The sequence below is a fragment of the Streptomyces sp. NPDC111606 genome, assembly GCF_055656945.1.
In genome coordinates, this window is record NZ_JBVKBY010000011.1 from 1 (window position 1) to 22874 (window position 22874).

Genomic DNA, 22874 nt, shown 5'->3' on the forward strand with positions numbered 1-22874 from the left:
TGAGTTCTCAAGGAACGGACGCTTCCTTTGTACTCACCCTCTCGGGCTTTCCTCCGGGCGCTTCCCTTCGGTCTTGCGTTTCCGACTCTATCAGACCTTTTCTCGATCCGATTTCCTCGGTGCTTTCCAGGTTCCCGCTCTCGCGTTTCCCTTTCCGGCGACTCCGACTTTATCAGAGATTCTGAGTCGGAATTCCCGCCCCCTCCGGGGACTGGTTCCGGCACACGAGGTGGCCGGGTTCCCGTTCGGGCGGAGCCGTAAACGTACTGGAGCGGGGCGCCTCGATGCAAATCGAGGCGCCCCGCTCCGGGTTCGCACGGTTCAGCGTCCGACGGACCGTCAGACCTCCACGACGACAGGGAGGATCATCGGCCTGCGGCGGTAGGTGTCCGAGACCCACTTGCCCAGGGTCCGGCGCACGAGCTGCTGCAGTTGGTGGGGTTCGACCACGCCGTCCTGGGCCGACCGCTCCAGCGTCTCCGTGATCTTAGGGATGACGTCACCGAAGGCGGAGTCCTCGATGCCGGAGCCGCGGGCCTGGATGTGCGGGCCGCCCGTGATCTTGCCGGTCGAGGAGTCCATCACCACGAACACGGAGATGATGCCCTCGTCGCCCAGGATCTTGCGGTCCTTGAGCGCCGGCTCGCCCACGTCGCCGACAGAGAGGCCGTCGACGTACACGTACCCGGCCTGGACCTTGCCGGAGATCTTCGCCTTGCCCTCGATGAGGTCGACGGCGACGCCGTCCTCGGCGATGACGATGCGGTCGTGCGGGACGCCGGTCAGGGCTCCCAGTTCGGCGTTGGCGCGCAGGTGGCGCCATTCGCCGTGCACCGGCATCAAGTTCTTCGGGCGGCAGATGTTGTAGAAGTACAGGAGCTCGCCGGCGGACGCGTGGCCCGAGACGTGCACCTTGGCGTTGCCCTTGTGGACGACGTTCGCGCCCCAGCGGGTCAGGCCGTTGATGACGCGGTAGACCGCGTTCTCGTTGCCGGGGATCAGGGAGGACGCCAGGATCACCGTGTCGCCCTGGACGATCCGGATCTGGTGGTCCCTGTTGGCCATGCGGGACAGGGCCGCCATCGGTTCGCCCTGGGAGCCCGTGCAGACCAGCACGACCTCGTGGTCCGGGAGGTCGTCCAGCGTCTTGATGTCCACCACCAGGCCCGGGGGGACCTTCAGGTAGCCCAGGTCCCTGGCGATGCCCATGTTGCGGACCATCGAGCGGCCGACGAAGGCGACCCGGCGGCCGTACTCGTGGGCCGCGTCCAGGATCTGCTGGATGCGGTGGATGTGGCTGGCGAAGCTCGCCACGATGATCCGCTTGCGGGCGTTCGCGAAGACCTGGCGCAGGACGTTGGAGATGTCCCGCTCGGGCGGGACGAAGCCCGGCACCTCCGCGTTCGTGGAGTCGGAGAGGAGGAGGTCGATGCCTTCCTCGCTCAGCCGTGCGAATGCGTGCAGGTCGGTCAGACGGTTGTCCAGCGGGAGCTGGTCCATCTTGAAGTCGCCGGTGTGGACCACCATGCCGGCAGGCGTGCGGATGGCCACCGCGAGCGCGTCCGGAATGGAGTGGTTGACCGCGACGAACTCGCAGTCGAAGGGGCCGATGCGCTCGCGGTTCCCCTCCTTCACCTCAAGGGTGTACGGGCGGATCCGGTGCTCCTGAAGCTTCGCCTCGATGAGAGCGAGGGTCAGCTTGGAGCCGATCAGCGGGATGTCCGGCTTCTCGCGGAGCAGGAACGGGACGGCACCGATGTGGTCCTCGTGGCCGTGTGTGAGGACGATGCCCTCGATGTCGTCGAGGCGGTCCCGGATGGACGAGAAGTCCGGGAGGATCAGGTCGATTCCGGGCTGCTCCTCCTCGGGGAAGAGCACTCCGCAGTCGACGATCAGTAGGCGGCCGCCGTATTCGAAGACCGTCATGTTTCGGCCGATCTCACCGAGACCGCCGAGCGGGGTGACGCGCAGGCCGCCCTCGGGGAGCGGCGGCGGCGTGCCGAGTTCAGGATGCGGATGACTCAAAAGACTCTCCTCACCACGCACGCCACGTACCGGTTGGGCACGTGGCGCGCGTGACGTTCGTGCAGAAGCAGTTGTCGTTGTGGGGTGCAGGCACCGGTGGCCCGCGTATTCAGTTGTGGAGTCTGTTGTGCGCGCCCGGAGCGCGAAGTCTGGTGTTAGAGCTGTACCCCGCCTGCGGCAAGATCGATCTTGAGCTGCTCGATCTCCTCGGGTGAGCACTCGGCCATCGGTGCGCGCAGCGGCCCCGCGGGCAGGCCCTGGAGGGTGAGCGCGGCCTTGGTGGTCATGACGCCCTGGGTGCGGAACATGCCGGTGTAGACCGGGAGCAGCTTCTGGTGGATCTCGGTGGCCTTCTGGACGTCGCCCGAGGTGTACGCCTCCACGAGCGCGCGCAGGTCGGGGGTGACCACGTGGCCGACGACCGACACGAAGCCGACCGCGCCCACGGAGAGCAGCGGCAGGTTCAGCATGTCGTCGCCGGAGTACCAGGCGAGGCCGGAGCGCGCGATGGCCCAGCTCGCGCGGCCGAGGTCGCCCTTGGCGTCCTTGTTGGCGACGATCCGCGGGTGCTCGGCGAGGCGGACGATCGTCTCGGTGCTGATCGGGACGCCGCTGCGGCCGGGGATGTCGTAGAGCATGACCGGCAGCTCGGTGACGTCGGCGATGGCCTTGAAGTGCCGGTACAGGCCCTCCTGCGGGGGCTTGTTGTAGTAGGGCGTGACGACCAGGAGGCCGTGTGCGCCCACCTTCTCCGCCGCCCGGGCCAGCTCGAGGCTGTGGCGGGTGTCGTTGGTGCCGACGCCGGCCACGACGTGGGCCCGGTCGCCGACGGCCTCCAGGACGGCTCGTACCAGGTCCGATTTCTCCGCATTGCTGGTGGTGGGCGACTCGCCGGTGGTGCCGTTGATGATCAGGCCGTCGTTGCCTGCGTCCACCAGGTGCGTGGCGAGCCGCTGCGCGCCGTCGAGATCAAGTGCGCCGTCCGCCGTGAAGGGCGTGATCATGGCGGTGAGGACCCGCCCGAAGGGGGTCTGCGGAGTGGAGGTCGGAGCCATGGGTTACACGCTACTCGTTGCGCACGGCCTGGTCTGCCCTAGGGGGGTGCGGGAAAGTCAGGACAAATAAGGAGCCCGGCACTGCCTGCTCGGGGGTTCAAGCAGTGCCGGGTCCGTTTGATCAGGCTAGATGAACTTCTCTAAATGCCGCAATACGGACACTTCATGCAGCTGGCCCATGCGGCCGTGCCCGGTCCGGGGAACGCCGGTGCCTTACGGCGCCACGCGGCCGTTGGCATTGAAGGCCGCGTGGGTGAGCGGCATGAGCTCGGCCCACGCCTCCTCCATCTTCTCGCCGACCATCTCGATCTCCCGCTGCGGGAAGGACGGGACCTTGGCCAGCTCGTGCTGGGTGCGCAGGCCGAGGAAGTGCATCAGGGAGCGGGCGTTGCAGGTGGCGTACATCGAGGAGAACAGACCGACCGGGAGGACCGCTCGGGCGACCTCGCGGGCGACGCCCTGCGCGAGCATCTCCTGGTAGGTCCGGTACGCCTCGCGGTACGACTCCTCCATGGCGTGCTGCACGAAGTCGTGCTGCTCCGGGGTGCCCTCGACGAAGACGTACTTGCCCGGGCGGCCCTGCTGCACGAGCTTGCGCGAGGTGTCCGGCACGTAGAACACCGGCTGCAGCTCCCGGTACCGGCCGGATTCCTCGTTGTACGACCACCCGACGCGGTGCCGCATGAACTCGCGGAAGACGAAGATCGGGGCGCTGACGAAGAACGTCATGGAGTTGTGCTCGAACGGGCTGCCGTGCCGGTCCCGCATGAGGTAGTTGATCAGGCCCTTCGAACGCTCCGGATCCTTGTTCAACTCGTCCAGGGACTGCTCCCCGACGGTCGACACCCGGGCCGCGAACAGCACGTCGGAGTCGGCCGCGCTGTGTTTGACCAGTTCGACGGTGACGTCGCTGCGCAGATCGATCTTGAAATCGTCGTCGGGGGTGGGGGTCACGGTTCGGAGGGTCCTTCCCATCTCGTCTCTTGGCGACGCCACTCTACGTCCCACCAAACGGGACGTTCGCCGTCGTGACCGAAGGAAGTCGGTGAAACCGGGCACCTTTTGGGGCACTCGCTCGTCTGTGTTGATGAAAGTGATTCGTTCGATCCCGAAGGGGGACGCACCCTCCATGTTCCGTCGGCGTGAGCCCGTTCCGTTCGCCTTTCTCGCCGAGGCCGACAGGTTCCGCAGCAATGTCACTCCCCCACCCCGTGAGCGGGCGTCCGTCGGCCAGATGGCCGGGCGATGGCTGCTGGGGCTCACCATCGTCGCCGGGCTCGCCGGCTCGCTGGTGGTGGGCACGCCCGCGTTGTCCACCGACACCGGGGCGCAGACTCAGCAGTCCCAGGCCTCCCAGGGGCGCTGACTCCATCGGACCCCCAAGGGTGGTGAGTGGGGACACAGGTCGATAGCCTCACCGGGCACAGCCCATGCATGGAACGAGTGAGGACCAGCCGTGCCCCTGCCCTTCCTGACGGCCGACCGCGCATTCGAGACAGCCGACGATGTCGCCCTGCCCTTCGACGACCTCGACCGCTGGCGGCGCCCCTACCGGCCCGGGCCGTGGCGCGTGGGCGTGGCCGCACTGTGGCTGCTGCTCGCCTCGTACGTCCTGTTCGCCGCGGTCATCATCGCCCTGACGGGCACGGTGACCGAGGCCGCGGTCGTCTTCGGCATCGCGCTGGCGGTCATCGCGGGAGCCCTGAGGCTGCTGCGCATGGGCGTGTGGGTGAGCGCGAGCGGGTTGCGCCAGGTGAGGTTCTTCGCCACGCGTACGGTGCCGTGGCAGCAGGTCGTCGCCGTACGGACGGTGCAGCAGCCGGTGCGCTGGCTGGGGCTGCCGCGCACGGTGCAGGGACAGGCGCTGACGCTCGTACGTCGCGACCGTGCGGCGGATGACATGCCGACGCTGATGACCACGCACAACGCGGACTTCTTGGCCCGGGTCGAGGCGTTCGACCGGGCCACCGACGCGGTCGAGGCCTGGGCCGCGGAGAACACGCACGGCTGATCGAGCCGAGCAAGCCGAAGGGGCCGGTCCGCAGCAAGTGCGGGCCGGCCCCTTCGGCTTACGGCTGAGCGGTCGTCGTAGGGCTCAGGCCTCGACGGTCCTGCCGTCGTGGAGGGCGATGGCGCGTTGCATCGCCTTGCGGGCGCGCGGAGTGTCACGGGCGTCGTGGTAGGCGACGGCCAGGCGGAACCAGCTGCGCCAGTCGTTGGGGGCGGCTTCCGTCTCGGCCCTGCGCCTGGCGAAGACCTCGTCGGCCGAGTCGCGGTCGATACGGCCGCTGGGGGTGCGCTTCAGTTCGTCGACGGGCAGGGCGCCCTCGGCGTCGAGTTCGGCGGCCAGCGCGTTGGCCCGGCGGACGAACTGGGTGTTCTTCCACAGGAACCACAGGCCGATCACCGGCAGGATCAGCACCGCCACACCGAAGGTGACGGTGAGGACCGTGCCGGACTGGATGAGCAGCACGCCACGGCTGCCGACCAGGACGAAGTAGACGACCAGGACTGCGGCCGTTATGAGGTAGGAGATCTTCGCGCGCATCTGGGAGCCTCAGCCCAGGTCCAGGAAGTGCTCCAGGCCGAACGTCAGGCCCGGAGTGGTCACCACGCGGCGGGAGCCGAGCAGGATGCCCGGCATGAAGCTGCTGTGGTGGAGGGAGTCGTGGCGGACGGTCAGGGTCTCGCCCTCGCCGCCGAGCAGGACCTCCTGGTGGGCCAGCAGGCCGCGCAGGCGGACCGCGTGCACCGGGATCCCGTCGACGCTGGCACCTCGCGCGCCGTCGAGGGCCGTCTCCGTGGCGTCCGGCGCGGGGGCGGTACCGGCGGCGCGGCGGGCCTCGGCGATGAGCTGGGCCGTGCGCGTGGCCGTACCGCTCGGGGCGTCGACCTTCTTCGGGTGGTGCAGCTCGACGACCTCGACCGACTCGAAGTAGGGCGCGGCGATCTGCGCGAACTTCATCGTCAGGACGGCCCCGATGGAGAAGTTCGGCGCGATGAGCACGCCGGTCTCCGGGGACTCGGCCAGCCAGGCCTTCAGCTGCGCGAGGCGCTCGTCGGTCCAGCCCGTCGTACCGACGACGGCGTGGATTCCGTGCCGTACGCAGTAGTCGAGGTTGTCCATCACCGAGTCCGGCGTGGTCAGTTCGACGGCGACCTGGGCGCCGGTCTCCGCCAGGGCCTCCAGCTTGTCGCCCCGGCTCAGGGCGGCCACCAGCTCCATGTCCTCGGCGGCCTCGACCGCCCGTACCGCCTCGGAGCCGATGCGGCCCTTGGCACCGAGGACCGCCACGCGCAGCTTGCTCATCTTCCTTGCTTCCTTACGTCGGATGTTCCGCGTCGGATGTTCCGGGAGTGGACGGGTCAGGCGACGGCGTCGTTCAGACGGGCCGCCTGCTTGTCCTTCAGCGGGCCGATGACCGACAGCGAGGGCCGCTGTCCGAGGACCTCGCGGGCGACCGCGCGGACGTCGTCCGGGGTCACGGCCGCGATCCGGGACAGCATGTCGTCGACGGACATCTGCTCGCCCCAGCACAGCTCGCTCTTGCCGATGCGGTTCATCAGCGCACCGGTGTCCTCCAGGCCGAGGACGGTGGAGCCGCGGAGCTGACCGATGGCGCGGTCGATCTCGTCGTCGGACAGGCCGTGTTCGGCAACCTGGTCGAGTTCGTCGCGGCAGATCTTCAGCACGTCGTGGACCTGCGAGGGCCTGCAGCCCGCGTACACGCCGAACAGCCCGCAGTCGGCGAAGCCCGAGGTGTACGAGTACACGCTGTAGGCCAGGCCGCGCTTCTCGCGGACCTCCTGGAACAGGCGGGACGACATGCCGCCGCCGAGGGCCGTGTTCAGGACGCCCAGCGCCCAGCGGCGGTCGTCCGTGCGGGACAGGCCGGGCATGCCGAGGACGACATGGGCCTGCTCGGTCTTGCGGCCGATCAGTTCGACCCGGCCCGCGGCGCGGATGGTGCGCCGTCCGTCGCGCGGGCCGATGGGCGCGGCGTCACCGTTCTTGAAGGCGCCGGCCTTCTCGAAGGCCGCGCGGACCTGTCGTACGACCTTGTTGTGGTCGATGTTGCCCGCGGCCGCCACGACCAGGTGGGTGGGGTCGTAGTGCTTCTTGTAGAAGCGGCGGATGCGGTCGGCGGTGAGGGCGTTGACGGTGTCGACCGTGCCGAGGACCGGGCGGCCGAGGGGGTTGTCGCCGAACATCGTGTGCGCGAACAGGTCGTGCACACAGTCGCCCGGGTCGTCCTCGGTCATGGCGATCTCTTCGAGGATCGCGCCCCGCTCGACGTTGACGTCCTCTTCGAGGATGAGGGAGCCCGTCAGCATGTCGCAGACGACGTCTATGGCGAGCGGCAGGTCGGTGTCGAGCACGCGCGCGTAGTAGCACGTGTACTCCTTCGCCGTGAACGCGTTCATCTCGCCGCCGACGGCGTCGAGCGCGGATGAGATGTCCAGGGCGGACCTGCGGGTGGTGCCCTTGAAGAGCAGGTGCTCCAGATAGTGCGTGGCGCCGTTCAGGGCCGGCGTCTCGTCGCGGGAGCCGACGTGCGCCCAGATGCCGAAGGTGGCGGAGCGGACCGAGGGCAGGGTCTCGGTGACGATGCGCAGGCCGCCCGGGAGGGTGGTCTTGCGGACGGTGCCGATGCCGTTCTCGCCCTTGATCATGGTTTGGGTACGGGCGACGGCCCGCGCCTCCGAGGAGGTGCGGGCCGTCGCCGTGGAGCTACTCGACGTCACTTGTCGGAGTCGTCCTTCTTGTCCTCGGAGGCCTCGGCCCCTTCCTCGCCCTCGATCACGGGGATGAGGGAGAGCTTGCCGCGGGAGTCGATCTCGGCGATCTCGACCTGGACCTTGGCGCCCACGCCGAGCACGTCTTCGACGTTCTCCACGCGCTTGCCGCCGGCCAGCTTGCGGATCTGCGAGATGTGCAGCAGACCGTCCTTGCCCGGGAGCAGCGACACGAACGCGCCGAAGGTGGTCGTCTTCACGACCGTGCCCAGGTAGCGCTCGCCGACCTCGGGCATCGTCGGGTTGGCGATGCCGTTGATCGTGGTGCGGGCGGCCTCGGCGGAGGGGCCGTCGACCGCGCCGATGTAGATCGTGCCGTCGTCCTCGATCGTGATGTCGGCGCCGGTGTCCTCCTGGATCTGGTTGATCATCTTGCCCTTGGGGCCGATGACCTCGCCGATCTTGTCGACCGGGATCTTCACCGTGATGATCCGCGGCGCGTTCGGGGACATCTCGTCCGGCGTGTCGATCGCTTCCATCATCACGTCGAGGATGTGGAGGCGGGCGTCACGGGCCTGCTTCAGGGCGGCGGCCAGGACGGAGGCCGGGATGCCGTCCAGCTTGGTGTCGAGCTGGAGGGCGGTCACGAACTCCTTGGTGCCGGCGACCTTGAAGTCCATGTCGCCGAAGGCGTCCTCCGCACCGAGGATGTCGGTGAGGGTGACGTAGTGCGTCTCGCCCTCGATCTCCTGGGAGATCAGGCCCATGGCGATACCGGCGACGGGGGCCTTCAGAGGCACACCGGCGTTCAGCAGGGACATGGTGGAGGCGCAGACCGAGCCCATGGACGTCGAGCCGTTGGAGCTCAGCGCCTCGGAGACCTGGCGGATCGCGTAGGGGAACTCCTCGCGCGTCGGCAGGACCGGCACGAGGGCGCGCTCGGCGAGCGCACCGTGGCCGATCTCGCGGCGCTTCGGGGAGCCGACGCGGCCGGTCTCACCGGTGGAGTACGGCGGGAAGTTGTAGTTGTGCATGTAGCGCTTGCGCGTCACCGGCGACAGCGTGTCCAGCTGCTGCTCCATACGGAGCATGTTCAGCGTGGTGACGCCCAGGATCTGGGTCTCGCCACGCTCGAACACGGCGGAGCCGTGCACGCGCGGGATGGCCTCGACCTCGGCGGCCAGGGTGCGGATGTCGGTGACACCGCGGCCGTCGATGCGCTTCTTCTCCTTGATCACGCGCTCGCGGACCAGCTGCTTGGTGAGCGAGCGGTACGCGGCGGAGATCTCCTTCTCGCGGCCCTCGAACTCCGGCAGGAGCTTCTCGGCGGCGAGCGCCTTGACGCGGTCCAGCTCGGACTCGCGCTCCTGCTTGCCGGCGATGGTCAGCGCGGAGGCGAGCTCCGGGCGGACGGCGGCGGAGAGCGCCTCCAGGACGTCGTCCTGGTAGTCGAGGAAGATCGGGAACTCGCCGGTCGGCTTGGCGGCCTTCGCGGCGAGGTCGGCCTGGGCCTTGCAGAGCACCTTGATGAAGGGCTTCGCGGCGTCCAGACCGGCGGCGACGACCTCCTCGGTCGGGGCCTCGGCGCCACCCTGGACCAGCTTGATGGTCCCCTCGGTGGCCTCGGCCTCGACCATCATGATCGCGACGTCGCCGTCCTCCAGGGTGCGGCCCGCGACGACCATGTCGAAGACGGCGTCCTCGAGCTCGCTGTGCGTCGGGAACGCCACCCACTGGCCGCGGATCAGCGCGACGCGGACGCCGCCGATCGGGCCGGAGAAGGGCAGACCGGCCAGCTGCGTGGACGCGGACGCGGCGTTGATCGCCACGACGTCGTACAGGTGGTCGGGGTTGAGCGCCATGATCGTGGCGACGACCTGGATCTCGTTGCGAAGGCCCTTCTTGAAGGACGGGCGCAGCGGGCGGTCGATGAGGCGGCAGGTGAGGATGGCGTCCTCGGAGGGGCGGCCCTCACGGCGGAAGAAGCTGCCGGGGATCTTGCCGGCGGCGTACATCCGCTCCTCGACGTCCACCGTCAGGGGGAAGAAGTCGAGCTGGTCCTTGGGGTTCTTGGAGGCGGTGGTGGCCGACAGCACCATGGTGTCGTCGTCCAGGTACGCCACGGCGGAACCGGCGGCCTGCTTGGCCAGGCGGCCCGTCTCGAAGCGGATGGTGCGGGTGCCGAAGGAGCCGTTGTCGATGACGGCCTCGGCGTAGTGGGTCTCGTTCTCCACTAGCGTTTTCTCCGTTACTTTTCGTCTGCGTTACGTCTTTTGTCCCGATCCGCCCGTGTGGCGGGGGGACGTGCGCGGAGAAGCGCTCCATCTGGTGCGGGCCGGTCTTCGATCGAAGCACCCGGGTTCGCATTGCCCGGGGGCCACTACCGAGGACCGGCGGCGGGGAGGCGCACTTCTCCTCGTGGTGTTGCGTTGTGCTACCACACTACAAAGGGGCGGTGACACTCCGCACGTACAGCAAAGGGAGCGGCCCCCTAAGAGTGGGAACCGCTCCCTTCACGGCGTCTTACTTGGCGCCCGCCGCACCGCGGCGGATGCCGAGGCGGTCGACCAGCGTACGGAAGCGCTGGATGTCCTTCTTCGCCAGGTACTGGAGAAGGCGGCGGCGCTGACCGACGAGGATCAGCAGGCCACGGCGCGAGTGGTGGTCGTGCTTGTGGGTCTTGAGGTGCTCGGTCAGGTCCGAGATGCGACGCGAGAGCATGGCGACCTGGACCTCGGGGGAGCCGGTGTCGCCCTCCTTGGTACCGAACTCGGCGATGATCTGCTTCTTCGTGGCGGTGTCGAGCGACACGTGTACTCCTCGTAGTCTCTGATTGCCACCGAGTGCCCCTGGTCCACTTCTCAGGGGAGCTTCCGTGACTCGGGAGGCGGGGATCCGCTGGGCGCGTCCTCCAGGTGGCCCCGGAGGCGCGTACACAAACGGCCGTCACACAGCGTACCAGCACCCGGGCACGCTCTTGACAGGCGGTATCCGGGGCCCCGCCGCGGTCAGACGCCGCCGCGGACCCTGCCGTAGACGTCGAGGACGGCCAGGCAGATCGGGATCAGGGAGAGCAGCACGAGCGAGTCGGCGAGGTCCAGCATGCGGCCCCAGAAGGGGGAGAGCCCCTTCTGCGGCACGATCAGGGCGATCGCGATCAGCAGCAGCACACCGGCGCCGACGGAGGCGCCGAGCCACAGGGTGCGGACGTCGACCGGGCCGGAGTTGCCCTGGAGCAGCTCCATGACGACGTCGGCAGGCGGCGAGATCGCGAGGCCGAGGACCAGCAGGCCGAGCGTGACGACACCGGCCACGAAGAGGCAGGTGACCTGGGCGGTGTAGCGGAAGAGACGGGCCCGCAGCATCGCGGCGAGACCGGCGCACAGGGCCAGCAGCTGGGCCCAGCCGCTGTCGCTGAAGCCGAGCACCGCGCCGCCCGCGCCGATGATGACCGCGGCGCAGCCGCCGACCAGGCCGAGCAGCAGTTCGTGGCCACGGCTGGTCTGGGCGACGATGCGCTGGACGTCGACCGCCTCGAGGTCGCCCTCGTGGCCCTCACGACGGGCCCGGGCCAGGTCCTCGGGGTTGCGGAAGCCGATCGGCAGCTTGGCGAAGCGGGCGGACCAGCCGGGCAGGAAGCCGACGACCGCCAGGGCGACGACCGAGGTGCCGGCGGCGATCTCCCGCGGCTGGGCCTCGGTGAGGACACCGCAGAACACGGCGAGCGTGCCGATCGCGGAGGCGAGCGCGGCGGCCACGAACGGGGCGTCGCCCTGCGGCAGCAGCATGATCAGTACGACGGAGAGCAGCAGGACGGCGACACAGCCGACAAGGAACTGGAGCCTTCCGGGGCCCTCGCCCGCGTCCTGGGGAATGACGCCGGAGCCCGCGATGAGCGCGTGCGGCAGCGCCGAGATGCCGAGCGCGACGGCGGAGCCGCGGTCCTCGTAGACCCGGGCCCGCACGCCGGCGAGCGCCGTCAGGGCGAGCGCGGTCACGCCGGCGAGGATGCCCTGCAGGCCGTGCATGTCGTGCCGGATCGGGTCCGCGAACCAGAAGACGAAGCCGAGCATGACCAGCAGCAGCGATCCGGCGACGAGGCCGGCGAGCCGCATCAGGTTGTCGTTCCAGCTGCGCAGGTCCTGCTTGACCGCGGCGGCGATCGCGTCCACCACGTCGTCGTGCACGGCCGGCGGCAGCGAGTCGGCGAAGGTCCGCAGCAGCAGCACCTCACCGTCCCTGACCCGGTGCTCGAGCAACGAACGGCTCGCGTCGAGCACTTGACCCTCTCGGGTCACAAGGTGGTAACCGGAAGGACTGGTGTCCGACTGAACCAGGCCCGAGAGCCTGATGATCTCAGGAAAGAGGTCCTGGATCGGCAGGTCCTCCGGCAGCGCGACATCTACACGGCTGTCCGGCGCTGCGATGGTGATTCGGCAGAAACCTGTCGAAGTCCCCGTGCTCACCTGGTGTTCCCCCTGCTAGACAAGGCTTCCTCGCGCCGCTCGTACGACACGGAGCGCCACCATATCCGTTGCGGTACCCGGGAAAGGACCTACCTCCCCCATTCCTCCCAGGACCTGCGCCGCATCTCCATCCGCCTCCCTCCCTCGGGCACGTGGCGCATCAGTAGGATCGCTGTCTACGCGAACGACGCCTACGCGAACGAGAACACGTCGCGGTACACGGGGGCGTCGGTGCCAGGACGTATCACGATCAATCGCGAAGGATGAGTGCATTCGGTGAGCGTCGTCATCATCAAACGACCACCGCGGATAGTGCCCCCGGCCGTCCCGGAGGGCGAGGTCAAACTCGAGACGCCTCCTGAGATCCCTCGCGAGGGCGACGAGAGCATGCTGATGAACCTGCTGCCCATGATGGGCATGGTGGGTTCGGTCGGCTTCTTCTTCATGCCGGGTCTCCCCTCGTACATGAGGGTCGTCGGCGGGCTGATGCTCGCCTCGACGCTGGCCATGGCCATCGCCCAGTTCGCCAAGTCCCGTCAGCAGGGCGGCGGCGCGGGGATGGCTCAGGACCGGCGTGACTACTTCCGCTACCTGGAGCAGGTCCGCAAGGACGTACACAAGACCGCTGATCTGCAGCGGCAGAGCCAGCTCTTCCAGCACCCCGACCCGGAGCAGCTGTGGGCGGTCGCGGCGGACAGCAAGCGGCTGTGGGAGCGGCGCCCGACGGACGCGGACTTCGCCTCCGTACGGATCGGTCGCGGCATCCAGCAGCTGAACACCCCGCTCGTGGCGCCGGAGACGGCGCCCAAGGAGGAGCTGGAGCCGCTGACCGCGGCGGCCATGAAGGCCTTCCTCGACGCGCACGGCAGTCTCTCCGACCTGCCGGTCGCCATCTCACTGCGCGCCTTCTACCACGTGACGGTCTGCGGTGAGACGGACACGGTCTACGGCAACGCCCGTGCGTCCCTGTCCCAGCTGGCGACGCTGCACTCGCCCGAGGACCTGATGATCGCCGTGGTGGCGCATCCCTCCTCGACGGCGGACTGGGACTGGATCAAGTGGCTGCCGCACAGCCAGCACCCGAAGAGCAAGGACGGGGCGGGCTCGTCCCGGCTCCTCTTCGACGACCTCGGTGAGCTGGAGGAGGCGCTCGCGGATCAGCTGGACGACAGGCCCCGCTGGAACCGTGAGGCGACCCCGGTCTACGACCAGCCGCACCTGATCGTGGTGCTCGACGGCGGCACCGTGCCGCCGGACTCCGAACTCGCCAGCAGTGAGGGCCTCCAGGGCGTCACCTTCCTGGAGATCGCGCCCGGCGAGCTGGAGGAGGACCTGCGCGCCGGTCTGACGATCTATGTGAAGCCGGACCGGATGCGGCTGTTCGTCGGCCACGAGTCCGCGTACACCGGCAAGCCCGACCTGCTCAACCCGGCGCAGGCCGAGTCCCTGTCGCGGCAGCTGGCCCCCTTCCGGGTCGGTTCCGCGGAGGAGGGCGAACCGCTGCTGTCCAACCTGGACTTCACGGACCTCATGGGCATCGGCGACGCGGGCACCGTGGACGTCTCCCGCACCTGGCGGCCCCGCACGCTGCACGAGCGGCTGCGCGTGCCGATCGGTGTCGGCGAGAACGGCGAGCCGGTCATGCTGGACCTCAAGGAGGCCTCGCAGGAGGGCATGGGCCCGCACGGCCTGTGCGTCGGCGCGACCGGCTCCGGCAAGTCCGAGGTGCTGCGTACGCTGGTGCTCGGTCTCGCGGTCACGCACTCCTCGGAGACGCTGAACTTCATCCTCGCGGACTTCAAGGGTGGCGCCACCTTCGCCGGTATGGCTGACATGCCGCACACCGCGGCCGTGATCACCAACCTCGCGGACGACCTCACCCTCGTCGACCGTATGCGCGACTCGATCATGGGTGAGACACAGCGCCGTCAGGAGCTGCTGCGCTCGGCCGGCAACTACGCCAACCTGCACGACTACGAGAAGGCCCGGGCGGCGGGTGCCGCGCTGGAGCCGATGGCCTCGCTGGTCATCGTGCTCGACGAGTTCTCCGAACTCCTCACGGCCAAGCCGGACTTCATCGACATGTTCATCCAGATCGGCCGTATCGGCCGTTCGCTGGGTGTGCACCTGCTGCTGGCCTCGCAGCGCCTGGAAGAGGGCAAGCTGCGCGGCCTGGACACCTACCTGTCGTACCGAATCGGTCTGCGGACCTTCTCCGCCGCCGAGTCCCGTACGGCGATCGGTGTCCCGGACGCCTACCACCTGCCGTCGATCCCCGGCTCCGGCTATCTGCGGTACGACACCGACACCATGGTCCGCTTCAAGGCGGCGTACGTGTCGGGGGCGTACCACGGCGAGGGCCCGTCCCGGGTGCACCGCTCCACGCAGCTGCGGCCCGCGCTGTTCTCGGCGGAGCACGTGGCGCTGCCCCCGCAGCCGGTGATCGAGGAGCCGGAGCCCGACAACCGGGTGGACGACGCGCTCGCCGACACCGTGCTGGACGTGCTCGTCAGCCGGATGATCAACCAGGGACCGCCCGCCCACCAGGTGTGGCTGCCCCCGCTCGACGAGGCGCCCTCGCTGGAGCAGCTGCTCCCGCAGCTCGCCGTGACCCAGGACCGCGGCCTCACCGCGCCCGACTACACGGCGCTGGGCCGGCTCAACGTGCCGGTCGGTCTGGTCGACAAGCCGTTCGAGCAGCGCCGTGACGTGCTGTACCGGGACTTCGCGGGCGGTGCGGGCCACGGTCTGTTCGTCGGTGGCCCGCAGTCCGGCAAGTCGACGCTGCTGCGCTCGCTCATCTCGTCGTTCGCCCTCACCCACACGCCGTCCGAAGTGCAGTTCTACTGCCTGGACTTCGGTGGTGGCGGTCTGATCTCGATGGAGGAGCTGGCGCACGTCGGCGGCGTCGCCAACCGTCTCGACGCCGAGAAGGTGCGCCGTACGGTCAGCGAGGTCGAGGGCATCCTCAACGCGCGTGAGGAGTACTTCCGCACCAACAACGTCGACTCGATCCAGACCTACCGGCAGCGCCGCAACTCGGGCCAGCTGCCGGACCAGCTCTGGGGCGACGTCTTCCTCGTCATCGACGGCTGGGCGACCTTCAAGACCGACTACGAGATGCTCGAGGCGACCGTCACGGAGATCGCCACGCGCGGCCTCGGCTTCGGTGTGCACGTGATCCTGACGGCGAGCCGCTACACCGAGGTGCGGCCCGCGCTCAAGGACATGCTGCAGAACCGCATCGAACTGCGGCTCGGTGACCCGACGGAGTCCGAGATCGACCGCAAGGTCGCGCAGAACGTCCCGGCCACCGTGCCGGGCCGCGGTCTGACCTCGGACAAGCTGCACTTCATGGCGGGCCTGCCCCGTGTCGACGGCTCGTCGGAGACGGAGGACCTGTCGGAGGCGACGTCGATCCTCGTGCGCGGCATCAACGACAACTGGCAGGGCCAGCAAGCCCCGGCCGTACGTCTGCTGCCCACGATGATGCCGGCGGACGGGCTGCCCAAGGGCTTCGAGCACCCGGACCGCGGTGTCGCCATCGGCATCGACGAGTCGTCGCTGTCGCCGGTCTTCGTCGACTTCGAGACGGACCCGCTCTTCATCGTGTTCGGTGAGAGCGAGTCCGGTAAGTCCGCGATGCTCCGGCTGCTCGTCAAGCAGATCACCGAGCGCTACTCGCCGGACAAGGCGAAGATCGTCATGGGCGACTACCGGCGTGCCCACCTGGAAGGCGTGCCCGACTCGCACCTGTCGCGGTACTGCGCCTCGGCGCCGGCCCTGACGGAGACGCTGGAGGGCCTGGCCGGCTCGATGCACCGCCGTATGCCCGGCCCGGACGTCACGCCCGAGCAGCTGCGCAACCGCAGTTGGTACAACAGCCCGGACGCGTTCGTCATCGTCGACGACTACGACCTGGTGGCGACCGGCGTGAACCCGCTGGCCCCGCTGCTGGAGTACCTGCCGTTCGCTCGTGACATCGGCCTGCGCGTCATCATCGCGCGCGCCTCGGGCGGTGCGAGCCGGTCGCTGTACGAGCCGGTGATGCAGCGGATGCGCGAGCTCGGCGCCCAGGGTGTCGTGCTCTCCGGCGACCGGGCGGAGGGTGCGCTGCTCGGCAACATCACCGCGACGCAACTGCCGCCCGGGCGTGGGCACTTCCACACGCGGCGCCGGGGTGGGCAGCTGATTCAGACGGGTTGGGTGCCGAACCGGTTCTGAGGGACGGTCGGTCGAGCGGGAGGGGCGGTACCCATGTGGGTGCCGCCCCTCCCCGTTGCCGACGTGAGGGCTGGGTCTCGTACGGGTGTCCCCGTTAGAGTGGCGTGGCGACAGAAAAGGCGAGCCACGGGGGGCAGTTGTGCCATCGGACTACATGGATTCCGACCCTCAGGTCCTCAAGACCGAGGGCTTTCACATGTTCGGCGTCGGCGTGGACTTCGCCAAGGCCGTCACGACCCTGCAGACCGGGCTGACCGCGCTCGAGAAGGGCGACACCCCGCCGTGGGGTGACGACGACATCGGCGAGAAGTTCGGCGTCGTCTACGAGGGACTGCGCGACGGCATGTACGAGTCGATGGCCAGCCTGGCGGAGCGCATCGCCGGCATGGGCGTCGCCTTCACCAAGATGGGCGTGGCGCACGAGAAGAACGAGGCCGAGCAGGACGCCCTCTGGCAGCGGACGACGTCCGAGTACGACGGTCAGGTGAAGGTGCCGACCGGCGTCGTGCACAGCAACTTGCGGCCGCGCCAGGACCTCTGATCCGCGACAGGCACGTGCGGCGCCGCCGACGCAAGTAGGCTGAGCCACGTACGTCGTTCGCACGTCAGGAAGAGGCCCAGCGGCATGACCGAGGCACGCAACCACGAGGTCGGGACTCAGTCCGAGGACGTCAAGGCGCGCAAGGAGCGGGAGCGGGACGAGCTGTACGCCCTCGACATCTCGGGGGTCGAGTGGCAGTGCGCGCCCGGCACCGAGGCGCACGAGGAGCGGGTCGAGATCGCGTACCTGCCGGCGGGCGCGGTGGCCATGCGGTCGTCCCTGGATCCCGGCACCGTACTGCGGTACACCGAGGCGGAGTGGCGGGCGTTCGTACTGGGGGCGCGGGACGGGGAGTTCGATCTGGAGGCTGCGCCGCGCAGTGGCGGGGTGGCGGCGGAGTAGGTCGGCCTCGGGGGCACGCCTCCGGTGTTCGCGGTGTGGGACGGGCCCGACCGCGGGACCGGCCCGGCGCCAAGGTCCTACGAGAGCTTGCCTCGCCCCGACGGATCTGCCACCCCGGTCGCCGTACTGGTCGTACCCGCGGGGACACCCGGTGCGCGGCCGGTCGGTGCCCCCGGCGATGAGGCCGGTTCCGCGGTGCTCGTCCATGGCCTCGTACAGCCTGATTCCCTGGGCGACGCCGATCCCGAGCAGATTCTTCGCCCGTCGGAGGAGGATCGTGCCGCCGCCCCGCTGGGCCTGAGCCGCGGCGCCGACTACCTGCGGGTCTGGGACCGGGCGGATCAGGCAGTCGTGGCCGCGCTGATCTCCGACACGCCCCTCACCGCGGCCGACCTGTCCCCCGACGGCATCCTTCTCCTCGCCACCGAGCGTGGGGCGAAGGCCCTCCGTATGCGCGCGACCGGCGCGGGGATAGCCTCGTAGGCACCCACAACCCATGACTTCGAAGGAGCCTCCCCGTGACCAGCCAGGAGCAGGCGCTCGCCATCGCCGACCGTTGGCTCAACCCGGAAGGCTCCACGGAGCCGCGCCGCGAGGTCCGGATGCAGGAGTTCGACCTGGGCTGGGTCGTGTGGGCGGCGCCTGCGGAGCCCGAGCGTGACCCGGAGACCGGGGAGCGGCGGCCGCCTGCCGACATCGGCAACGCGTGCGGGGTCGTGGACCGCCGTACCGGCGAACTGACGGTCTGGCCGTCGGTGCCGGTCGACGAAGTTGTGCAGATGTACCGGCAGAAGCACGGCGGCGCGGGTGCGTCCCAAGGCGGTGCCCGTCCCGTCACGGGTCCCGGCAACACCGCTGTCTTCACGTACACGGACCCGTCGAACGGCGAGGAGACCACCCTCTTCCGCACCTCAGCCCCGGGCCTGCCTCCCGCCGAGTACCAGGCGTGGGGGGAGCTGCGGCGGATGAACGTACCCACCGAGAACGTCCTGGCCATCCACACCGACCTGCGTCCCAGCCTGCTCCCCGGCGGCTACACGGCCGAACTCCTCAACACCTTCCGCAACGCCCAGCTCTCCTGCTCACAGACCTACGGGGCTCGTCCCGAGGCACGTGCGGAGGGCATCGAGGCTTTGGTCGAGCAGGTCGAGACGATGCATCGGATCGCCGGTCGGCAGCCGTCGCCCCGGCCGCACCGCCTGCCGGTTCCCGCGCAGGTGACGCCGGCCGAGCCGATGCGTGACGTGGCCCTCGGGCGTCATCTCGTCGAGGTCTTCGGCGAGGACGGCGTTCGTCGCTTCGACGCCGACGACATCACCGGCAGCGCGCTGCCCGAGGCTGCCGGGGCGACTCTCACGTGGGCGGGGCTGCCGGCCGACCTCCCGCTGTTCTTCACCGCCGACCGGTCCGACGCCCCTCCGGCCGGTGGCCTGTTCACCGACGTCGCCACGAATCTGCGTGAGCGCCGCAGCCCGGCCGGCGAGGAGAAGGTCGGTGCCCTGGCGCACCTGGTCCGGATCGGCTTCGACGGGGTCGCGGTCATCGCCGTGCAGGTCCTGCCGGGCTCGGGACAGCCGGACGGCCGCGGCGCCCTCTGGGCCGTGGATCCGGTCACTGCCGAGGCTCGCTACGTCAATGTCTCGGTCGCTGCGTTCGCTCGCTCCCTGGCACTGCTCGCCACCGTACGACAGCGGCTGCAGGGCCTTGACCCGGTCGCGGCCGGTGCGGAAGTGGCTTCGCTGCAGGAGCAGTTGGTCGCCGTGGACGCGTCCGCGTTGGGCAACGCGGACACCTGGTGGTCGCTGGTCGTCGAGCAGATGTGGCACGGGTTGTTCTGACCGGGACAGCCGAGGCAGCAAGGAGAGCGCCCGTGTCCTCGGACCACCCGGCACCGCCCACCTCCTCCGAGCAGGCCCTCGCCATCGTGCGCAGCCGCTACGCGCAGCCCGAGCTGCCGGACGGCACTCCGGCCGAGCTGCGCGTGACTGAGTTCGACATCGGATACCTGGTGTACGCGGTGTTCCCACCGGTCGCGGACGCCGCCGGGCGGCCTCAGCCGGCGCCGCCCGGCGGTAGCAAGATCGTGGTCGCCAAGGACACCGGTGAGACCGTCCCCGTGCCCAACTATCCGGCCGAGGCGGCCATCGCGCTGTACCGGAAGCAGCGCCAGGCATGACACGTACGGCTCAGGCATGAACGTACATCCCGGGCGTGAACATACGTCTCGGGCGTGCTCAGTACAGCGAGAACCCTCCGCTGTGCCGCCCCTGGTTCTTCTTCCCGGACTGGGAATCCTCGCCCTGCGCCCGCTGCGGCTCCGACGGCCCGGCGGCGGGGTCACCGCCGGTGAGCGGCTCGCCGTGCCTGATCTGGTCGCGCTCGTCCTCCGAGAGCGACTCCCACTGACCGCGCAGGGAGGCCATGCCTCCGCCCAGGGCTCGTGACACCGCGGGGTCGTCCATGGCGTCGCGCAGGGCGAGGCGGCCGGAGAGCAGCTTCTTGGCCGCCTCCTGCAGGTCCTTGCCGCCGGCGTCGGTCTCGGACAGCTTGCGCAGGGCGGAGTTCAGGGAACGGATCTGTTCGGGTTCGAGTGCCTCGTCGAGCACGCCGCGCTCCTGCGAAGCGCCCTGCGGGTTGGATGAGTTCTCGGGTTGCCTCGTCATGTCGCTGCCTCTCGTCGCCTCTCGACACCTGAAGTATCTCCCGTCACACAGGGGTGCCATGCTGGGCCCCCACCGGCCGTAGAGAAGAAGGACCGCATCGGAAGGACCGCATCATCATGGCTCGGACGCAAGGCACAGGAAACGGCACCGGCGTCGACCGTTCCCTCGCCGGCCTCCTCGGCAGAGCCTTCGGGCGCCTGGGACGCGCGGGCGGCCTGGTCTTTCTGATCGCGGGCCTCGGGCTGAGCGGGTTCGGCGCGTACGAGGGGGCGTACGCGGCGGGTTGGGCGGGCACCCACGGCACGCTGACGGTGCAGCAGTGCGAGGTGAGCTACCCGAACAACGCGTCCCGCAGCAGCCGTAAGAACCGCCGTCCCGTCCGCTGCGAGGGCACGTTCGTCGCGGAGGGCGGCAAGAGCACGGACGCCCACGCGGCGGTGCAGGTCAGGCAACGGTACGCGCAGGGAACCGAGTTGTCCGTGCAGCAGACGGAGCCCCCGGTATCGGATGGCGGGACGGGCGCCGACTACGTCCAGGCCGGGATGGACCGGGCCTGGCGCTGGTTCGCCGCGTTCTTCGGCGGCTGGGTGCTCACCGGGCTCGGCGTGTTCTGCCTCGCCACCGGGTTCGCTCCGTTCGGGACGAGCCGTATCTCGTTCGACGCCGCTTGGGAGGCGGCGGGGCGGGGAGTGACGCGGTCGGCCGCGATCGGGATGATCGGGGTCGGGCTCGTCGGCGCCGGGGTGACTTTCTTGATCAGTTACTTCTGACCCGGTGGCGGCCCGGCTACTGTCGGGGGATAGCCTGCGCCGGGTCAACTTCGCGTTGACCTTTGCCATTTCATTCAACGTTCAGCCAATTACGGGGTTCCCGGGCATGTCGACGCCGCCACCGCAGTATCCGAATCAGCCGTACGGGCAGCAGCCGCAACCGCCTTACGGGCAGCCACAGCAGGCGTATGGACAGCCGCAGCAACCTTACGGACAACCGCAGCAGCCGTACGGACAGCCGCAGCAAGGGTACGGATACCCGCAGCAACCGCAGCCGCAGCCGCCGCGCGGGCCTCAGCGCCCGCAGCCGGGCGGTGTGCTGCGGATGGTGAAGGCCGCCGTCGTCGTCATAGCGATCTTCGGTGGGCTGGGCTACTACGTCTGGGACTACAACACCAGCCCCACCGGCGGCAAGGCGAAGGCCGAGGCTTCGGCGTCCGCGGCGGCCGAGGAGGACAAGACGCACGACCCCGAGATCGGCGACTGCGTGAAGGTCGCGGATCCTCAGGGCGATCCGCTGCCGACGGTCGTCGACTGTGGCTCGCCCGAGGCCGAGTACAAGACGGGGGCCCTGCTCCCCGGCCAGGACCAGGAGTGCTCGGCGGAGTACGACTACGGCATCCAGTACCGCAACAGCCGAGGCTTCGACTACACGCTGTGTTTCACCAAGGTCTGATCCGAAAGATCCGTAGGTTCAGAATGGACCCCATGGCCTGAGCCGGCCCTGGCTCGCTGACCGGAATCGAGCGAGTCAGGGCATCGCGCCCGCCAGCGACGCGCCCGCCGCCGCGAGAATGATCGCCATCATGGCCAGGCGGGTGCGGGAGCGCCGCGCCAACTCCACGCTGAGACCGGCGGAAGCGAGGCTCACGGCGTACAGCACGGTCCCCACACCCGCCTGGGTACCGCTGTTGAGGCGTCCCACGATCACGAAGAGGCAGACCAGCGCAACCAGCGCCCCGGCAGCCATGAGTCCACCGCGCGCGCTCCGCGCCTGCTGCGACCGCTGCCTCGCGAACCCCGGATCCGCCTGCCTCTGGAAGCTCGACCGGAACTCGTCCACTCCGGGCGGTACCGGATCGCCCTCGTCGGCACGCAGCTGCGTCTCTACCTGTTCCCCGCCGAGTTCCCGGCCGTACGTCGTCATGAGGAGGCAGCGTAGGTCAATTCGCTAAGCTCACGCACCATGTTGCCTTCGCACACGCCCTCCCCCGCACCCGACGCCATGGTCATACGGACCGGCCGTCGCGGCGCCATGACCGGCCTCCCTTGCTCCGTCCTGCTCATCGCGATGGGCGCGGTCGGCGTCGTCGGCGCGGTCGTGGTTGCTACCGGGAACCAGCAGGGGGAATCCAACCCGGCGGGTTACGTGGGCCTCGTGTTCATGCTGCTGCTCGGTGCGCTCGGCGTATTCCTGTTCATCGCCAACTGGGCGAACCGTCGCAGCCGGATCCTCGTCGACGCCACGGGCCTGTGGGTCGAGAACGGAAAGCTTCGCAACGTCATCCCCTGGCAGGGCCTCGCCGGAGTCGGCCTGTACTGGAGCAAGTTCGGCCGGAGCCAGAAGGTCTACTCCCTCGAACTGTTCCCAACCGGCCCGATCGACCGGGACGACCCCGCCCTGTGGACCCTCGTCCGCGACGAGGAGCCGTTGCACCCCGGCCTGCCCCGCCTGCGCCACCGCCTCCCCTTCCCCGCGCCCTGCCGACAGGAACTGGTCTCGGCGGTCCAGCAGTACGTCCCGCACCTCTGGCTCGGCGAGTCCGAACGCGCCCAGGGCCACGTCGGCCGACCCGACGTCAAGGGACACCGACAGCGCAGCCAGGGCCGTACAGAGTGACCGGACGGCCCTCCTGCCGCTCGCTTCAGGCAACAGCGGCGACCTGCAACGGACTTGTGACAGCAAACACCTGAAGTCATCAACAGGTGAGTCCGTAAACTTTGCTGACGGCTGTACTCCTGTGTGATTTCCCTCGGCTGGTGAGGGACGT

General features: G+C 69.3%; 22 protein-coding genes. 11 read left to right on the plus strand and 11 right to left on the minus strand.

The features are described from left to right. Nucleotides 1–339: 339 nt before the first annotated feature. The 3 genes from ACZ7M7_RS32950 to thyX all read right to left on the minus strand — a co-directional run bounded on the left by ACZ7M7_RS32950 (nt 340) and on the right by thyX (nt 4034). A complete protein-coding gene (locus ACZ7M7_RS32950) occupies nt 340–2025 on the minus strand; it encodes a ribonuclease J (RefSeq protein ID WP_383607270.1) in 1686 nt (561 codons plus the stop codon). Between the two features lie 155 nt (nt 2026–2180). Beyond that, nucleotides 2181–3080 carry a 4-hydroxy-tetrahydrodipicolinate synthase gene (gene dapA / locus ACZ7M7_RS32955; protein WP_383607271.1) on the minus strand — a complete coding sequence of 300 codons (900 nt, stop codon included), beginning with the start codon at nt 3078–3080 and terminating at the stop codon, nt 2181–2183. 213 nt (nt 3081–3293) lie between these two features. After that, nucleotides 3294–4034 (minus strand): FAD-dependent thymidylate synthase, encoded by a 741-nt coding sequence (thyX, locus tag ACZ7M7_RS32960; protein ID WP_383607272.1) that lies wholly within the window; start codon nt 4032–4034, stop codon nt 3294–3296. Between the two features lie 175 nt (nt 4035–4209). Here thyX and ACZ7M7_RS32965 point away from each other — a divergent pair, with 175 nt between their 5' ends. Together ACZ7M7_RS32965 and ACZ7M7_RS32970 are read left to right on the plus strand one after the other, a co-directional pair. Beyond that, on the plus strand, nt 4210–4446 hold the full coding sequence (locus ACZ7M7_RS32965; RefSeq protein ID WP_383607273.1) for a hypothetical protein: 237 nt from the start codon (nt 4210–4212) through the stop codon (nt 4444–4446). Nucleotides 4447–4536: 90 nt separating this feature from the next. After that, the gene (locus tag ACZ7M7_RS32970) at nt 4537–5091 is read left to right on the plus strand and encodes a PH domain-containing protein (RefSeq protein WP_383607274.1); all 555 of its coding nucleotides are present in this window, start codon (nt 4537–4539) and stop codon (nt 5089–5091) included. An 84-nt stretch (nt 5092–5175) separates the two neighbouring features. Here ACZ7M7_RS32970 and ACZ7M7_RS32975 read toward each other — a convergent pair whose 3' ends face one another. The 6 genes from ACZ7M7_RS32975 to eccD all read right to left on the minus strand — a co-directional run bounded on the left by ACZ7M7_RS32975 (nt 5176) and on the right by eccD (nt 12283). Next, entirely contained in the window at nt 5176–5628 is a 453-nt protein-coding gene (locus tag ACZ7M7_RS32975; RefSeq protein WP_328878821.1) for a tetratricopeptide repeat protein, read from the minus strand. 9 nt (nt 5629–5637) lie between these two features. After that, complete coding sequence (dapB, locus tag ACZ7M7_RS32980; protein ID WP_383607275.1) at nt 5638–6390, minus strand: 4-hydroxy-tetrahydrodipicolinate reductase; 753 nt, start codon at nt 6388–6390, stop codon at nt 5638–5640. Between the two features lie 56 nt (nt 6391–6446). Next, a complete protein-coding gene (locus ACZ7M7_RS32985) occupies nt 6447–7826 on the minus strand; it encodes a M16 family metallopeptidase (RefSeq protein ID WP_383607276.1) in 1380 nt (459 codons plus the stop codon). Continuing rightward, entirely contained in the window at nt 7823–10051 is a 2229-nt protein-coding gene (locus tag ACZ7M7_RS32990) for a polyribonucleotide nucleotidyltransferase (RefSeq protein WP_383607277.1), read from the minus strand. Before ACZ7M7_RS32990 ends, ACZ7M7_RS32985 begins: the two co-directional genes overlap by 4 nt. A 289-nt stretch (nt 10052–10340) precedes the next feature. Further along, nucleotides 10341–10628 carry a 30S ribosomal protein S15 gene (gene rpsO, locus ACZ7M7_RS32995; protein WP_190076129.1) on the minus strand — a complete coding sequence of 96 codons (288 nt, stop codon included), beginning with the start codon at nt 10626–10628 and terminating at the stop codon, nt 10341–10343. Between the two features lie 197 nt (nt 10629–10825). After that, the gene (gene eccD / locus ACZ7M7_RS33000) at nt 10826–12283 is read right to left on the minus strand and encodes a type VII secretion integral membrane protein EccD (protein ID WP_383607278.1); all 1458 of its coding nucleotides are present in this window, start codon (nt 12281–12283) and stop codon (nt 10826–10828) included. 276 nt (nt 12284–12559) lie between these two features. Here eccD and eccCa point away from each other — a divergent pair, with 276 nt between their 5' ends. The 6 genes from eccCa (at nt 12560) to ACZ7M7_RS33030 (ending at nt 19626) form a co-directional block, all read left to right on the plus strand. After that, entirely contained in the window at nt 12560–16507 is a 3948-nt protein-coding gene (eccCa, locus tag ACZ7M7_RS33005) for a type VII secretion protein EccCa (RefSeq protein WP_383607279.1), read from the plus strand. A 154-nt stretch (nt 16508–16661) separates the two neighbouring features. Further along, entirely contained in the window at nt 16662–17048 is a 387-nt protein-coding gene (locus ACZ7M7_RS33010; RefSeq protein ID WP_472123352.1) for a hypothetical protein, read from the plus strand. Nucleotides 17049–17132: 84 nt separating this feature from the next. After that, nucleotides 17133–17450, plus strand: a complete 318-nt coding sequence (locus ACZ7M7_RS33015) for a DUF397 domain-containing protein (RefSeq protein WP_383628367.1) — start codon at nt 17133–17135, stop codon at nt 17448–17450. An 87-nt stretch (nt 17451–17537) separates the two neighbouring features. Beyond that, complete coding sequence (locus ACZ7M7_RS33020; protein ID WP_472123355.1) at nt 17538–17933, plus strand: hypothetical protein; 396 nt, start codon at nt 17538–17540, stop codon at nt 17931–17933. Between the two features lie 35 nt (nt 17934–17968). Continuing rightward, nucleotides 17969–19288, plus strand: coding sequence for an SUKH-4 family immunity protein (locus ACZ7M7_RS33025; protein WP_472123358.1), 1320 nt, complete (start codon nt 17969–17971; stop codon nt 19286–19288). A 32-nt stretch (nt 19289–19320) separates the two neighbouring features. After that, on the plus strand, nt 19321–19626 hold the full coding sequence (locus ACZ7M7_RS33030) for a hypothetical protein (RefSeq protein ID WP_472123361.1): 306 nt from the start codon (nt 19321–19323) through the stop codon (nt 19624–19626). Nucleotides 19627–19684: 58 nt separating this feature from the next. Here ACZ7M7_RS33030 and ACZ7M7_RS33035 read toward each other — a convergent pair whose 3' ends face one another. After that, on the minus strand, nt 19685–20113 hold the full coding sequence (locus ACZ7M7_RS33035) for a hypothetical protein (RefSeq protein ID WP_472123364.1): 429 nt from the start codon (nt 20111–20113) through the stop codon (nt 19685–19687). 116 nt (nt 20114–20229) lie between these two features. Between ACZ7M7_RS33035 and ACZ7M7_RS33040 the strand changes: the two genes are divergently transcribed. Both ACZ7M7_RS33040 and ACZ7M7_RS33045 read left to right on the plus strand, forming a co-directional pair. After that, nucleotides 20230–20883, plus strand: a complete 654-nt coding sequence (locus ACZ7M7_RS33040) for a hypothetical protein (RefSeq protein ID WP_472123367.1) — start codon at nt 20230–20232, stop codon at nt 20881–20883. A 325-nt stretch (nt 20884–21208) separates the two neighbouring features. Next, on the plus strand, nt 21209–21559 hold the full coding sequence (locus ACZ7M7_RS33045; RefSeq protein ID WP_383607287.1) for an LppU/SCO3897 family protein: 351 nt from the start codon (nt 21209–21211) through the stop codon (nt 21557–21559). A 75-nt stretch (nt 21560–21634) separates the two neighbouring features. Here the strand turns inward: ACZ7M7_RS33045 and ACZ7M7_RS33050 are convergent, their stop codons facing one another. Next, nucleotides 21635–22030: a hypothetical protein gene (locus ACZ7M7_RS33050; RefSeq protein WP_472123370.1), complete on the minus strand. Its 396-nt coding sequence runs from the start codon at nt 22028–22030 to the stop codon at nt 21635–21637. 39 nt (nt 22031–22069) lie between these two features. On the opposite strand from ACZ7M7_RS33050, the gene ACZ7M7_RS33055 reads away from it, so the two are divergent. Further along, complete coding sequence (locus ACZ7M7_RS33055) at nt 22070–22723, plus strand: hypothetical protein (protein ID WP_472123373.1); 654 nt, start codon at nt 22070–22072, stop codon at nt 22721–22723. Nucleotides 22724–22874: the final 151 nt, after the last annotated feature.